At 71.3% G+C, this 14,041-nt stretch carries 11 protein-coding genes and 1 pseudogene; 4 read left to right on the top strand and 8 right to left on the bottom strand.

The window, feature by feature from the left end:
* Window positions 1-97: 97 nt before the first annotated feature.
* A complete protein-coding gene (locus tag ACFUJR_RS08340; protein ID WP_383171854.1) occupies window positions 98-1,348 on the bottom strand; it encodes an extracellular solute-binding protein in 1,251 nt (416 codons plus the stop codon).
* Between the two features lie 370 nt (window positions 1,349-1,718).
* Here ACFUJR_RS08340 and ACFUJR_RS08335 point away from each other — a divergent pair, with 370 nt between their 5' ends.
* Window positions 1,719-1,937 carry a dodecin gene (locus ACFUJR_RS08335; protein WP_352189686.1) on the top strand — a complete coding sequence of 73 codons (219 nt, stop codon included), beginning with the start codon at window positions 1,719-1,721 and terminating at the stop codon, window positions 1,935-1,937.
* 108 nt (window positions 1,938-2,045) lie between these two features.
* On the opposite strand, the gene ACFUJR_RS08330 is transcribed toward ACFUJR_RS08335, so the two are convergent.
* Window positions 2,046-2,534 (bottom strand): hypothetical protein, encoded by a 489-nt coding sequence (locus ACFUJR_RS08330; protein WP_383171852.1) that lies wholly within the window; start codon window positions 2,532-2,534, stop codon window positions 2,046-2,048.
* 125 nt (window positions 2,535-2,659) lie between these two features.
* Between ACFUJR_RS08330 and ACFUJR_RS08325 the strand changes: the two genes are divergently transcribed.
* Complete coding sequence (locus ACFUJR_RS08325) at window positions 2,660-3,679, top strand: LLM class flavin-dependent oxidoreductase (RefSeq protein ID WP_383171850.1); 1,020 nt, start codon at window positions 2,660-2,662, stop codon at window positions 3,677-3,679.
* Between the two features lie 9 nt (window positions 3,680-3,688).
* On the top strand, window positions 3,689-6,040 hold the full coding sequence (locus ACFUJR_RS08320) for an ATP-binding cassette domain-containing protein (protein WP_383171848.1): 2,352 nt from the start codon (window positions 3,689-3,691) through the stop codon (window positions 6,038-6,040).
* 68 nt (window positions 6,041-6,108) lie between these two features.
* On the opposite strand, the pseudogene ACFUJR_RS08315 reads toward ACFUJR_RS08320, so the two are convergent.
* The 4 genes and pseudogenes from ACFUJR_RS08315 to ACFUJR_RS08300 form a co-directional block, all read right to left on the bottom strand.
* Window positions 6,109-6,222 (bottom strand): annotated as a pseudogene (locus ACFUJR_RS08315) (YceI family protein); the annotation flags it as partial.
* 90 nt (window positions 6,223-6,312) lie between these two features.
* Entirely contained in the window at window positions 6,313-7,062 is a 750-nt protein-coding gene (locus ACFUJR_RS08310; RefSeq protein ID WP_383171846.1) for a succinate dehydrogenase/fumarate reductase iron-sulfur subunit, read from the bottom strand.
* Window positions 7,059-9,059 (bottom strand): fumarate reductase/succinate dehydrogenase flavoprotein subunit, encoded by a 2,001-nt coding sequence (locus ACFUJR_RS08305; RefSeq protein WP_383171844.1) that lies wholly within the window; start codon window positions 9,057-9,059, stop codon window positions 7,059-7,061. Before ACFUJR_RS08305 ends, ACFUJR_RS08310 begins: the two co-directional genes overlap by 4 nt.
* Window position 9,060: 1 nt before the next feature.
* Complete coding sequence (locus ACFUJR_RS08300; RefSeq protein ID WP_383171842.1) at window positions 9,061-9,771, bottom strand: succinate dehydrogenase; 711 nt, start codon at window positions 9,769-9,771, stop codon at window positions 9,061-9,063.
* 72 nt (window positions 9,772-9,843) lie between these two features.
* Between ACFUJR_RS08300 and ACFUJR_RS08295 the strand changes: the two genes are divergently transcribed.
* A complete protein-coding gene (locus ACFUJR_RS08295) occupies window positions 9,844-10,722 on the top strand; it encodes a LysR family transcriptional regulator (RefSeq protein ID WP_383171840.1) in 879 nt (292 codons plus the stop codon).
* A gap of 50 nt (window positions 10,723-10,772) precedes the next feature.
* Here the strand turns inward: ACFUJR_RS08295 and ACFUJR_RS08290 are convergent, their stop codons facing one another.
* Window positions 10,773-12,938 carry a putative bifunctional diguanylate cyclase/phosphodiesterase gene (locus tag ACFUJR_RS08290; protein ID WP_383171838.1) on the bottom strand — a complete coding sequence of 722 codons (2,166 nt, stop codon included), beginning with the start codon at window positions 12,936-12,938 and terminating at the stop codon, window positions 10,773-10,775.
* On the bottom strand, window positions 12,935-13,747 hold the full coding sequence (locus ACFUJR_RS08285; RefSeq protein WP_383171836.1) for an SAM-dependent methyltransferase: 813 nt from the start codon (window positions 13,745-13,747) through the stop codon (window positions 12,935-12,937). The genes ACFUJR_RS08290 and ACFUJR_RS08285 overlap by 4 nt, the downstream gene beginning before the upstream one ends.
* Window positions 13,748-14,041: the final 294 nt, after the last annotated feature.

The following is a 14,041-nucleotide window of genomic DNA, read 5'->3' as shown; positions in this document are numbered from 1 at the left end:
CGGCTGGATTCGACATGACCGTTCGGGGGCCCGCGGGTGTGGAGGTGCTGAATGCTGGTCGGTGGCCCGCCTGGCCTGGTTCTTCGGTGTGGGCCCGCTATTCCCCGAGGGTCCGGGTGATCTTCTCGGAGGCGGCCCGGGCTGCCTTCTGCGGGTTCTCGCCCTGGAGGACGGCCGTCATGTAGGGCTTGATCGGGTTGGCCGCCTCGACGTCGGCCCACTGCGGGGAGTTCGGTGTGGCACGGCCGCGGGCGGCCGCGCGGGCCATGACGGCGGTGGCCTCCTGGCCCTCGACGACGGACGCGAGGGAGGTCTTGTTGGGGACGTTGTTCATGGCCCGGGCCAGCTCCGTCTGCCACTTCTCGCCGGCGAGGGCCTTGACGACCTCGATGGCGGCGTTCCGCTCGGGCGCGTTCTCCGGGACGATCAGGTCGGAGCCGCCGGTGAAGACCGCGCAGGGCTGTCCGGCCTTCTTGCCGGGTATCGGGAAGAAGCCGAGCTTGTCCGCGAGTCCGGGGTTGGCCTTGGTGATGGCGGCGACGACGCTGGGCGTGGCGATGATCTGGGCGACGTCGCCCCGGGCGAAGACCTCGGCCTGGGGCGGTGTCTGCTCGTCCGCGTCCTTGGGGCCGGAGCCGAGGGACTGGAGGTCCTTGTAGAAGTCCATGCCGCGCAGGGCGGCGGGGCTGTCCAGCGAGCCGGTCCAGTCGCCGCCCTTGTCCTCGGCAAGTTCGCCGCCCTCGTCCCAGATGAACCCGGCGAGGGTGTACCAGTCCTGTCCCGCGAGGTAGATGCCCTGGGACCCGGTGCGGTTGAGCTTCTCGGTGTCGTCGAGCCACTGGGCCCGGGTGGTGGGCGGCTTGGTGATGCCGGCCTGCTCGAAGAGGTCCTTGTGGTAGATCACGACACGGTTGGCGGCGTACCAGGGGATGCCGTACTGGGATCCGCCGATGCGTCCGGGCTCGGCGAGGCCGGGCAGCCAGTCCTCGCTCCCGAGGTCGCGTACGGACTCCAGCGTGAGGTCGTAGAGCTTGTCGGTGTCGGCGTACTGGGCGACCTGGGTGTTGCCGACCTCGATGACGTCGGGGCCGCCCTCGCCCCGGATCGCCTCGGTGACCTTCTTGCCGATGCCCGTCCATTCCTGGATGGTGAATTCCAGTTCGACGCCCTCGTGTTCGGCCTCGAACGCGGCCTCGAAGCGCTGGAGGAAGTCCTCGCTGGCGCTGTCGCGCATCAGCCAGACGTTCACCGTTCGGGTCCCGCCGTCGTCGCCGGGGAGGAGCCCGCAGCCCGCGAGGGCGAGGGCCGCGGCGACTGCCAGGGGACAGGCCAGGTGTCGGTTCTTCACGTAGGTCACCTTCTGCGTTCCATGAATGGAGTGCGGCATGGGGAACTGACCCGTCGTGGGGGGACCGAACGGCGTGTTCGTGCGGGTGCGTGGCCTGGATTCTGGTCTGGACCAACGAAGTGGTCAAGCCCCGGACTGTCCGGTTCCGGGCAGTCGTGCGCGGCACGCCCGCCCGTTACCCCGGGTAGGGCGGGTCGGGACCGTCCAGAATCGCGTACGGCCGGGTCCCGGCCGCGGGAGGCGGTGACGCCGCTGGACGGCCGGTACGGAGTCCTCGAGCGGCGAGCGACCACCCGGAGCCCGACGTGTCGCGGACCGGAGCGTGGTGGGGCACCGTGGAATGACCCCCACCGAGAGGAGTTCGGCCCCCATGTCGAACCACACGTATCGCGTCACCGAGATCGTCGGCACCTCCCCGGACGGCGTCGACCAGGCCATCCGCAACGGCATCCAGCGTGCCGGACAGAACCTGCGGGGCCTGGACTGGTTCGAGGTGACGCAGGTCCGCGGCCACATCGTCGACGGGGAGATCGGCCACTACCAGGTCGGTCTCAAGGTCGGCTTCCGGCTGGAGGAGGGCGGATCCTGAGGCGCGGTGGTCCCGGGGGCAGGCACCTGAAAGCGGCAGGGTGCCGAGGCGCAGGATCCTGAGGTGCGGCACCCCCGGCGGACGGGCGCCTGACGCGGCCTTCCGCGGTCAGGTACGGCCCTCCTTCTCCTGTGCGTCCTTCAGCGCCTCCGAGGCGGTCGCCCATCGGGCCCGTACGACGGTGAAGCCGGCCTCCTCGGCCGCGTCGCAGACCAGCTCGTCGTCGTCGACGAGCATCCGGACATCACGGTCGCGTCCGAGCCGGCGCAGGATCTCCAGCTTGGTGTGGCGAGCGGGACGGAAGTCGCGGTCACGCCGCATGTGGAGGTCGCCCTCCGGCAAGCCCTGCGCGGCCAGCCAGGCGACGGTGTCCCGGCGGCAGCGCTCGGGGCGCCCGGTGAGATAGACGATCTGGCACTCCTCGGCGGCCTCCAGACACAGGGCGACGCCCTTCGCGAGCGGCGGATCGTGCGGCGCCGCGGCGAAGAACGCCGCCCAGTCGCGCGGCCGGCGCTCCAGGAACCGCTGCCGGTGGGCGGTGCCGGCGAGAGTGTTGTCGAGGTCGAACACGGCGAGGGGGCTGCTGGTACGCGTCACGCGGACAGCGTAGGCAGTGCGGGTGGGGACCAGGGCACGCGGCCGGCCGGGCGGCGCCGGCGTGCGAGTCTCCGGGCGCCTGGACCCTCCGGGAATCCTCCACGCCCCCGCGCGTTGAACCCTGCGTGACGTCTTCTCTCAGCGACATCCGCTTCTCCGTCCTCGACCGTTCCCGGACCCGGGAGGGTGAGGACGGGGCCGTCGCCCTGCGGGCGAGCGTGGAGCTCGCGCGGGAGGTGGAGGCCCTCGGGTACCACCGGTTCTGGGTCTCGGAGCACCACAGCGTGCCCGGCGTCGCCGGTTCCGCGCCGACGGTGCTCGCGGCCGCCGTGGCCGCCGCGACCTCGGCCATCCGGGTCGGTACCGGTGGGGTGATGCTCCCCAACCACCAGCCGATGCTCGTCGCCGAGCAGTTCGGCGTCCTGGAGTCGCTGTTCCCCGGCCGGATCGACATGGGCCTCGGCCGCTCCGTCGGCTTCACCGACGGGATCCGGCGCGCGCTCGGCCGGGACAAGGAGGACGCCGAGCGGTTCGGCGAGCAGTTGTCCGAGCTGCTCGGCTGGTTCGAGGGCACCCAGACCGCCCACCCCCAGGTGCACGCCCGCCCTGCGGAGGGGCTGCGGATCCCGCCGTACGTCCTCGCGACCGGCGAAGGCGCGTCGATCGCCGCCGAGGCGGGCCTGCCGCTGGTGATCGGCGATCTGCGCGGCAGGGAGCGGATGCTGGGCGCCATCGACGCCTACCGGTCCGCGTTCCGGCCGTCGGCGTGGGCCGAGGAACCGTACGTCGTGATCGCGGGCACCGTCGCCGTCGCCGCGACCGAGGAGGAGGCGCGGAGCCTGCTGATCCCGGAGGCCTGGTCGCTCGCCCACTCCCGCACCCAGGGCGTCTTCCCGCCCCTCAGGCCCGTGGAGGAGATCCGGCGGCTCCCCATGACCGACAGGCAGCGCGGGTTCTTGGAGTCGGGGCTGACGGGGCACGTGTACGGCACGGAGGAGCAGGCCGGCGACGCGCTGGAGCGCGTGGTGAAGGAGAGCGGGGCGCAGGAGGTGCTGGTGACGACCAGTACGTACGACCGCGCGGCGCTGCTCGACTCGTACCGCCGACTGGCTGGCGTGGCGGGCCTGACCAGCGCAAACACCTAGAATTACGGAATGCCCGACTCTCGCATCGACGGCCACGACCCGTACGTCCGCGTCCGCGGCGCCCGCGAGCACAACCTCGCCGGCGTGGATGTGGACGTCCCGCGGGACGCGATCGCCGTCTTCACCGGGGTGTCCGGCTCCGGCAAGTCCTCGCTCGCGTTCGGGACGATCTACGCGGAGGCCCAGCGCCGCTACTTCGAGTCGGTCGCGCCGTACGCCCGGCGGCTGATCCACCAGGTGGGGGCCCCGAAGGTCGGCGAGATCACCGGGCTTCCCCCTGCCGTCTCCCTCGAACAGCGCCGCTCCTCGCCGAACACGCGCTCATCGGTCGGCACGGTCACGACGCTCTCCAACTCGCTGCGCATGCTCTTCTCCCGTGCCGGTACATATCCGGCCGGGGCCTCACGGCTCGACTCCGACGCGTTCTCGCCGAACACCGCCGCCGGCGCCTGCCCCGAGTGCCACGGTCTGGGCCTCGTCCACGAGACCAGCGAGGAACTCCTCGTACCGGACCGGGAGTTGTCGATCAGGGAGGGTGCCGTCGCCGCGTGGCCCGGTGCCTGGCAGGGCAAGAACCTCCGCGACGTGCTGGACGCGCTCGGCCACGACATCGACCGCCCGTGGCGGGAGCTCGACGCGAAGGACCGGGAGTGGATCCTCTTCACGGAGGAGCAGCCGGTCGTCACGGTCCATCCGGTACGGGAGGCGGGGCGCATCCAACGCCCCTACCAGGGAACGTACATGAGCGCCCGGCGCTATGTGATGCACACGTTCTCCGACTCGAAGAGCGCCACACTGCGGGCGAAGGCCGAGCGCTTCCTGACCAGCGCGCCGTGCCCGGTCTGCGGGGGCAGCCGGCTCCGCCCCGAGGCACTCGCGGTGACCTTCGCGGGCCGGACGATCGCCGAGCTGGCCGCTCTTCCGCTGACGGCTCTCGCGGGGCACCTGACGGACCACGGCGGTTCGGAGACCGCGCGGTTCCTGACCGAGGATCTCGTCGCGCGGATCGGCACGGTGACCGAGCTGGGCCTCGGTTATCTCAGCCTGGACCGCACCACCCCGTCGCTCTCCAGCGGCGAACTCCAACGACTGCGCCTGGCAACCCAGTTGCGTTCGGGGCTGTTCGGCGTCGTGTACGTCCTCGACGAGCCGTCCGCGGGTCTGCACCCGGCCGACACCGAGGCGCTGCTGGTCGTCCTCGACCGCCTCAAGGCCGCCGGCAACACGGTGTTCGTGGTCGAGCACCATCTCGACGTGATCCGCCACGCCGACTGGATCGTGGACGTCGGCCCGCGGGCGGGGGTGCACGGCGGCCGGGTGCTGCACAGCGGTCCGCCGGAGGAACTGGCGGGGGTGGAGGAGTCGGCGACCCGCCGCTTCCTCTTCGACCGCGCGCCCGCCCCCGGGCGTACGGTGCGCCGGCCCACCGGCTGGCTGCGTACCGGACCGGTCACGCGGCACAACCTCAAGGCGGTCGAGGCGGCCTTCCCGACCGGTGTCCTCACGGCGGTGACCGGGGTCTCGGGGTCGGGCAAGTCGACCCTGGTCGGCACGCTGGGCGAGGAACTGGAGGGAGTGCAGCGGCTGGTGACGGTGGACCAGAGGCCGATCGGGCGGACACCGCGCTCCAACCTCGCGACGTACACCGGTCTCTTCGACGTGGTGCGCAAGCTGTTCACGGCCACCGAGGAGGCCCGGGCGCGCGGGTACAAGGCGGGGCGGTTCTCGTTCAACGTACCCGGCGGGCGGTGCGAGACCTGTCAGGGCGAGGGCTTCGTCTCGGTCGAGCTGCTGTTCCTGCCGAGCACGTACGCCCCCTGCCCCGACTGCCGGGGCGCCCGCTACAACCCGGAGACGCTCGAGGTGCGGCTGCGGGGTCTCACGATCGCGGAGGTCCTGGATCTGACGGTCGAGTCGGCGGCCGGCTTCTTCGCCGACACCCCGGCGGCCGCCCGCAGCCTGCGCACACTGCTCGACGTCGGGCTCGGCTATCTGCGGCTCGGCCAGCCGGCGACCGAACTGTCCGGGGGCGAGGCGCAGCGCATCAAGCTCGCCGCCGAGCTCCAGCGGCTGCGCCGCGGACACACCCTCTACGTCCTGGACGAGCCGACGACCGGCCTCCACCCGGCGGACGTGGAGGTGCTGATGCGCCAGCTCCACGGCCTGGTCGACGCCGGGCATTCGGTGGTCGTCGTCGAGCACGACATGGACGTCGTCGCCACGGCGGACTGGGTGCTCGACCTCGGTCCGGGCGGTGGTGAGGAGGGCGGCAGGATCGTGGCCGAGGGCCCACCGCACAGGGTGGCGACCGCGTCGGAGAGCCGGACCGCGCGCTATCTCGCGGCCCGGCTCGGCGGCTGAGGCACCCCCTGTGAGCCCTACCGGGGCTCGACGAACCGGACCTCCGGGCTCACCTTGATCACCCCTCGCCCCCCGCCGCCGATCCGGGTCGAGCGGAACGTCGTCGTGGGGCGCTTCTCCACGTCGAGCATGTCCGCGGCCCGCACATGCGCGTCGCGGTCCGCGTTGCCCGTGTCGAGGGAGGGACCGGCCGGCCCGCCGCCGGGCACCCTGCGCGCGGTCGGCGGCCGACCGGGACGGCCGGAGGGCATCGTGCGGCGGGCCGCGCCCCCTTACCGGCGGGCGGACCTGCGTGTCGCGCGGAGCCATTCCCTGTTCATGGCCGCGATCGACGGGAGCGGGATCCCCTTCGGGCAGGCCGTCGCGCACTCCCCGGTGAGGGTGCAGCCGCCGAAGCCCTCGGCATCCATCTGTCCGACCATGTCGAGGACACGGGTCTCCCGCTCCGGGGAGCCCTGGGGCAGCACGTTCAGGTGGTTGACCTTCGCCGAGGTGAAGAGCATCGCCGAGCCGTTCGGGCAGGCGGCCACGCACGCGCCGCAGCCGATGCACTCGGCGTGCTCGAACGCGAAGTCGGCGTCGGCCTTCGGCACCGGCGTCGCGTGGGCCTCCGGAGCCGAGCCCGTGGGGGCGCTGATGTAGCCGCCGGCCTGGATGATGCGGTCGAAGGCGGAGCGGTCGACCACCAGGTCCTTGACGACGGGGAAGGCGGAGGCCCGCCACGGCTCGACGTCGATGGTGTCTCCGTCGCGGAAGGACCGCATGTGTAGCTGGCAGGTGGTGGTGCGCTCGGGGCCGTGGGCGTCTCCGTCGATGACCAGGCTGCACGCGCCGCAGATGCCCTCGCGGCAGTCGTGGTCGAAGGCGACGGGGTCCTCCCCGCGCAGGATGAGTTCCTCGTTGAGCGTGTCGAGCATCTCCAGGAACGACATGTCGGAGGAGATGCCGTCGACGTCGTAGGTGGCCATGGCGCCGGGGGCGTCGGCGTTCTTCTGGCGCCAGACGCGCAGGGTGAGCTTCATGCGTAGCTCCGCTGGGTGGGGTGGACGTACTCGAAGACGAGGTCTTCCTTGTGCAGGACGGGGGCGCCGCTCTCGGTGAACTCCCAGGCCGCCACGTACGAGAACTCCTCGTCGCGCCGCGCGGCCTCGCCGTCCGGCGTCTGGGACTCCTCGCGGAAGTGGCCGCCGCAGGACTCGGCGCGGTGGAGCGCGTCGAGGCACATCAGCTCGGCCAGTTCGAGGTAGTCGACGATCCGGTTGGCCTTCTCCAGCGACTGGTTGAACTCCGTTCCGGTGCCGGGGACCTTGATCCGGCGCCAGAACTCCTCGCGGATCCGTGGGATGCGCCTCAGCGCCTTGCGCAGGCCCTCGTCGGTGCGGGCCATGCCGCAGAACTCCCACATCAGTTCGCCGAGTTCACGGTGGAAGGAGTCCGGGGTGCGGTCCCCGTCCACGGCGAGCAGGAGGTTGATCCGGTCCTCGGTCTCGGCCAACACCTCGCGCACCACCGGGTGTTCGTCGGTGACGGGCTCGCTGTGCGGATGGCGCGCGAGATAGTCGTTGATGGTGGAGGGCAGGACGAAGTAGCCGTCGGCGAGGCCCTGCATCAGCGCGGAGGCGCCCAGCCGGTTGGCGCCGTGGTCGGAGAAGTTGGCCTCGCCGATGGCGAACAGGCCCGGGACGGTGGTCTGGAGGTCGTAGTCGACCCAGAGTCCGCCCATCGTGTAGTGGACGGCGGGATAGATCCGCATCGGGACCTCGTAGGGGTTCTCGGCGGTGATCCGCTCGTACATCTCGAAGAGGTTGCCGTACTTCTCCTCGACGGCCTTCCGGCCCATCCGGCGGATGGCGTCGGCGAAGTCGAGGTAGACGCCGTCCCGTCGCCCACCACCACCCTCAGCCGAGGAGCCTTCGGCTCCGCCCGTCTGTCCCTGACCGCCGGGGCCGACACCACGCCCCTCGTCACAGACGTTCTTCGCGGCGCGGGAGGCGATGTCACGCGGGACGAGGTTGCCGAAGGAGGGATAGGTGCGCTCCAGGTAGTAGTCGCGCTCGTCCTCGGGGATCTCGGCGGCCGGGCGGGTGTCGCCCTTCGCCTTGGGGACCCAGATGCGGCCGTCGTTGCGCAGCGACTCGCTCATCAGCGTCAGCTTGGACTGGTGGTCGCCGGTGCGCGGGATGCAGGTGGGGTGGATCTGGGTGAAGCAGGGGTTGGCGAAGTACGCCCCGCGCCGGTGGGCCCGCCAGACGGCGGTGGCGTTGGAGTTCATGGCGTTCGTCGACAGGTAGAAGACGTTGCCGTAGCCGCCGCTGGCGAGGACCACCGCGTCCGCGTAGTGGGTGGAGACCGCGCCGGTGATCAGGTCACGGGCGACGATGCCGCGCGCCCGGCCTTCGACCACGATCAGGTCGAGCATCTCGGTGCGGGCGTGCATCTCGACGTTGCCCGCGGCGATCTGGCGGGAGAGCGCCTGGTACGCGCCGAGGAGCAGCTGCTGGCCCGTCTGGCCGCGGGCGTAGAAGGTGCGGGAGACCTGGACGCCGCCGAACGAGCGGGTGTCGAGGAGTCCGCCGTACTCGCGGGCGAAGGGGACGCCCTGGGCGACGCACTGGTCGATGATCTCCACCGAGATCTGCGCGAGGCGGTGGACGTTGGACTCGCGGGCGCGGAAGTCGCCGCCCTTGACGGTGTCGTAGAAGAGGCGGTGGATGGAGTCGCCGTCGTTGCGGTAGTTCTTGGCCGCGTTGATGCCGCCCTGGGCGGCGATGGAGTGTGCGCGGCGCGGGGAGTCCTGGTAGCAGAACTGGACGACGTGGTAGCCCTGTTCGGCAAGGGTCGCGCCGGCGGAGCCGCCGGCCAGGCCGGTGCCGACGACGATGACGGTGTGCTTGCGGCGGTTGGCGGGGTTGACCAGCTTGGCCTGGAAGCGGCGGGTGTCCCAGCGTTCGGCGATGGGCCCCGCGGGGGCCTTGTGGTCGACGACCGGCTCACCGGTCGTGAAGTCGAGAAGGCTCATGTCAGCTCACCACTCCGGTCATGACGGCTACGGGTACGGAGATGAAGGCCGCGGTCAGGACGAGCGCGAGGCCGCCTCCGAGGGTCCTGAGCAGCCGCTCGCGCCGGGCGTTGCCGACGCCGAGGGTCTGGGCGGCGCTCCAGAAGCCGTGGCGGACGTGAAGTCCGACGGCGAGCATGGCGACGATGTAGATGACGTTGCCGTACCACGTGGAGAAGGTGTCGACGACGTTCTGGTAGGGGCGACCCTCCTGGAAGCCGCCGGTGTGGACGGTGCCGGTGGTCAGGTCCAGGATGTGCCAGACGATGAAGAGGGCCAGGATGATCCCGCCCCAGCGCATGGTGCGCGTGGCGTACGAGGACCGCTTGCGGCGGTGGACGTAGCCGGTGGGGCGGGCCTTGATGTCGCGCCTGCTGAGCTGGTACGCGGAGACGGCGTGGCAGGCCACGGCGGCGAGCAGCACGATCCGGACGAGCCAGAGGGCCCAGGAGTAGTGCAGGACCGGTGCGCCCATGGTGCGCAGCCAGTGGCCGTAGTTGTTGAACTCCTCGGGGCCGAAGAACACCTTGAGGTTGCCCACGACGTGGGCCACGAGGTAGCCGAGCATGAGCAGACCGCTGACGGCCATGACGGTCTTCTTGCCGATGGTCGAGGACCAGAAGCCGCGGGGGCGGGTGGGCGGCGGAGGTGCCGTCTTCGTTGCCAGAGCCATGCATCCGACGCTAGGGGCGAAGGGCCCGAGAGGTCCAAGACATGGTACGGCTCATCTCGATAGACTGAGCCTATGCAGTTCCAGCAGCTCCAGTACTTCGTGGCGGTGGCCGAGACCCGGCACTTCACGCGTGCCGCCGAGCGGGTGCATGTCTCCCAGCCCTCGCTCTCGCAGCAGATCCGGGCCCTGGAGAAGGAGCTGGGGGCGGAGCTGTTCAGCAGGGCGCGGGGGAACATCACGCTGACCGACGCGGGCGAGGCACTGCTGCCGCTGGCGCGCCGGATCCTCGCGGACACGGACACGGCGCGGCACGAGGTGCAGGAGCTGGTGCAGCTGAGGCGCGGGCGGGTGCGGCTCGGTGCGACGCCCAGCCTCTGCACGGGTCTGCTGCCGGACGTGCTGCGCGCCTTCCACGATCTCCACCCGGGGATCCGGCTGCTCATCGAGGAGGGCGGCTCGCACGATCTCGTACGGGGGCTGGCGCGCGGCGCGCTCGACCTGGCGCTCGTGGTGCTGCCGCTGCCGACGCCGTCCCCGGCCCTGACGACGGTGGAGCTGCTGCGCGAGGACCTGGTGGTGGTGTCGAGCGCGGCTGCCAGGGCGCCGGCCCGTCCGGTACGGATCGCCGATCTGCGCGACCAGCCGCTGGTGATGTTCCGGCACGGCTACGACCTGCGGGAGCTGACGGTGGCCGCGTGCCGGGCGGAGGGCTTCGAGCCCACGTTCACGGTGGAGGGCGGCGAGATGGACGCGGTGCTCGGTTTCGTCCGGGCGGGACTCGGGGTGGCGGTGGTACCTGCCATGGTCGCGGCCCGCGCGGGCCGCGACCTCCGGGTCACGGCCCTCGCCCGTCCGGGCCTGCGCCGTACGATCGCGTTGGCCCACCGCAGCGACGTCGCGCCGCCCCGGGCGGCACGGGAGCTGCAGCGCCTGCTCCTCCGCTCCACCTGAGCGCGCCCCGTCGAGGGCGTGCACCGTCCCGGCGGGACGCGTGGCGGGTGCTACACCGCGTCCGCCAGGAGCAGCGAGTGGATGCGGTCCGGGGCTCCCGGGCGGGCGTAGTACCAGCCCTGGGCGGTGTCGCAGCCGAGCTCCCTGAGCTGCTGCGCCTGCGCGCCCGTCTCCACGCCCTCCACCGTCACCGCCAGTTCCAGGCTGTGCGCGAGGGAGACGATGCCCTCCACGATCTTGAGGTCGACCGGGTCCGCCGGGTGCTGCTGCATGCCCTGGGTGAAGGAACGGTCCAGCTTCAGGACGCTGACCGGCAGCCGCCGCAGGTTGGCCAGGTTCGAGTAGCCCGTGCCGAAGTCGTCCAGCGCGATGTCCACGCCCATCTCGGCGAGCTGGCGCAGCGGCTTCAGCAGGTCGTCGTCGGCGCCGATCAGAGCCGACTCGGTGACCTCGAGGCAGAGCGCGCCCGGTTCGAGGCCCGAGCGCTCCAGGACGTCGACGGTGTCGGCGACCAGGCGCGGATGGTGCAGCTGGGTGGGCGAGAGGTTGACGTTGATGTGCAGCGGGCCGCCGTCGGCGTGCCGGGCCTGCCAGAACCGGGCCTGGCGGACGGCCTCCTGGAGAACCCAGCGGCCCAGCGGCACGATCAGTCCGGTGTTCTCCGCGAGCGGTATGAACCGGTCGGGCCCGAGGACGCCGTGCTGCGGATGGCACCACCGTACGAGCGCCTCGGCGCCGTGCACGCTCCCGTCGCCGAGATGCACCAGCGGCTGGTACTCGATGAAGAACTCGCCGCGCTCCAGGGCCGCCGGAAGCGCGGTGGTCAGCCCGTGACGGGTGATGGCGCGGGCGTCGGCCTCGGCGTCGGCGAACTCGAAGCGGTTCCCGCCGGCCGACTTGGCGCGGTACATCGTGATGTCGGCGCTGCGCAGCACCTCGGCCGGTGTCCGCTCCCCCGCCGGTCCCTCGACGACGCCGACGCTGCCGCGGACCGTCAGCTCACGGCCGTCGATCCGGACGGGGGTGGCGAGTGTGGCGAGGATGCGGTTGGCCAGCTCGACGACCTCGCGCTCGGTGTGCGGGCCGGTGGTCAGCGCGACGAACTCGTCGCCGCCCAGGCGGGCCACCATCTCGCCAGGGGCGGTGGCGCAGCTCTGCAGCCGGTCGGCGACCTCGACGAGCAGCCGGTCCCCGGTGGCGTGGCCGAGACTGTCGTTGATGGCCTTGAAGCCGTCGAGGTCGAGGTAGCAGAGGCCGAAACGGCCGCCGTCGGCCGAGGTGAGCGCCTTCTCCAGGCGCTCGAAGAACAGGGTCCGGTTGGGCAGCCCGGTGAGCGCGTCATGGGTCGCCTCGTAGCGCAGGCGCAGGTTGAGCAGCCGCCGCTCGGTGGTGTCCTCCAGGAGCGCGAGCTGGTACTGCGGGAAGCCCTCGGCGTCGCGCAGCAGCGAGACCGTGAGGTTCGTCCACAGGACGGTGCCGTCGCCCCGGTAGTACGGCTTCTCCACGCGGTAGTGCTCGCGCTCGCCGCGCACGAGTTCGTCGTAGAGCTTCCAGACGTGCGGGCCGTCCTCGGGGTGGGCCCACTCCGTGACCTTGCGGGCGCGGATCTGCCCGTCCACGCCGCCGAACATCCGGGTGAGGGTCTCGTTGACCTCCAGGACGTTCCCTTCGAGGTCGGCGATGCCGATCCCGACCGCCGCCCCGTCGAACACCGCCCGGAAGCGGCTCTCGGTGGTGTGCAGGGCGACTTCGGCGGCGTTGCGGGCGCTGAGCGCGGAGCGGGCGATGGCCTCCTGCTCGGCGCGGGTCCGCTCGCGCAGGGCCTGGGCGAAGCCGGCCGCCATGGCGTGCTGGAGCCGTGAACAGCGGGCCCGCAGCTCCTCCGTGGAGGTGCCCTCCTCGTCGCCGCAGTAGAGCACCAGGTACGCGTCGATGACCCCGAGGGTGCGGCTGAGCGCGTCGGGTTCCGTGCAGTGGATGCCGACCAGCGCGGCGCCTGCGCTATGGGCGGGCGCCGTGTCCAGGGACCGGTCGTGCAGCGCGGCGCACAGCTCGCGGGCGAGCGGCATCAGGTGCTGCTCGAACTCGGCGCGGGTCATGGAGGTGGCCGTGACAGGGAAGGTGGCCCGGCTCCAGATGGTCACGAACCGCCGGAGTCTGTCTTCGAGGCTGTCCGGTTCCGCGCCGGAGCCTGACGGCTGCGACGGCACCTTCACGCCTTGCGCCCCACGCCTGCGAAGCCCGAGAAGGCGTAGGGATCCTCCTCCTCGACCGGGCTTTCGGGCCGCCACTCCGGCATGGAGACCACGCCCGGCTCGACCGGCTCGCAGCCCTCGAAGAAGCGGCTGATCTCGGCGTGCGAGCGCATGACGAGGGGGCTGCGGATCTGGCGGTACACGCCGACGGTGCCCGCGGCGTCGTCCTGCGACAGAGGGATGCCCTCGTAGGAGGCGTGGGTCAGCACGAGCAGGCTGCCGGGGGCGAGGGCGTCGAGCAGTTCGGTGACCGCCGCGCGCGGCTCGTCCTCGTCCTCCAGGAAGTGCAGGACGGCCACCAGCAGCAGCGCCACGGGCCGTTCCAGGTCCAGGAGTCGGCGGACCTCCGGGCTGTCCAGGATCTCCCGGGGCTCGCGCAGGTCGGCCGCGACGACGGCGGCACGCTCCTCGCCCTCCAGCACGGCCCGGCTGTGCGCGACGGCCACCGGGTCGTGGTCGACGTACACCACGCGCGCGTCGGGCGAGGCTGCCATGGCGACCTCGTGGACGTTGCCGAACGTCGGTATGCCGGAGCCTATGTCGAGGAACTGGGTGACTCCCTCGGCGACGGCGTAGCGCACTGCGCGGCGCATGAAGGCACGGTTCGCCTGCATGACCTTGGGGAGTCCCGGCATGAACTCCATGGCCTTGCGGGCCGCTTCACGGTCGACCTCGAAATTGTGCGAGCCGCCCAGATAGAAGTCGTACATTCGGGACACGCTCGGCACCGAAATATCGATGCCCGGCGGGGCCCAGGCGGGACGCTCCATCAATGTCTCCAACGAGTCAACCACGGGGGATACGGCCAGGTGTTCGCGGCCGGTGTTCGAGCAGAGGCTACTGATCGCCCGTCGCGAGAGCGAGTGGAAACGGAAATTCGCGGTCCGTTCTTCGTCACACGCCATTGGCACGTGCGAGTGGAAGAGAAGAGTTCACGCCTTCAGCTCGTGCATTTTCACGTGCATACGGACGTGCGCCGGGACAAACGCAAAAAAAAAAGGAAGGAGGGGGGAGAAAGAAAAAAAAAGGAAAAGAGGGAAGACCCCTGGCGCCCCCCCCCCCCT

The sequence above is a fragment of the Streptomyces sp. NPDC057271 genome, assembly GCF_042668715.1.
GTDB lineage: Bacteria > Actinomycetota > Actinomycetes > Streptomycetales > Streptomycetaceae > Streptomyces.
Note: the sequence above shows the minus strand (reverse complement) of the source record. Positions and strands in the feature narration are given on the sequence as shown.

Coding starts and splice junctions, on each gene's coding strand:
- ACFUJR_RS08335 (WP_352189686.1), top strand. CDS start 1,719: ATGTCGAACCACACGTATCGCGTCACCGAGATCGTCGGCACCTCCCCG.
- ACFUJR_RS08320 (WP_383171848.1), top strand. CDS start 3,689: ATGCCCGACTCTCGCATCGACGGCCACGACCCGTACGTCCGCGTCCGC.
- ACFUJR_RS08310 (WP_383171846.1), bottom strand. CDS start 7,062: ATGAAGCTCACCCTGCGCGTCTGGCGCCAGAAGAACGCCGACGCCCCC.
- ACFUJR_RS08305 (WP_383171844.1), bottom strand. CDS start 9,059: ATGAGCCTTCTCGACTTCACGACCGGTGAGCCGGTCGTCGACCACAAG.
- ACFUJR_RS08300 (WP_383171842.1), bottom strand. CDS start 9,771: ATGGCTCTGGCAACGAAGACGGCACCTCCGCCGCCCACCCGCCCCCGC.
- ACFUJR_RS08295 (WP_383171840.1), top strand. CDS start 9,844: ATGCAGTTCCAGCAGCTCCAGTACTTCGTGGCGGTGGCCGAGACCCGG.
- ACFUJR_RS08285 (WP_383171836.1), bottom strand. CDS start 13,747: ATGGAGCGTCCCGCCTGGGCCCCGCCGGGCATCGATATTTCGGTGCCG.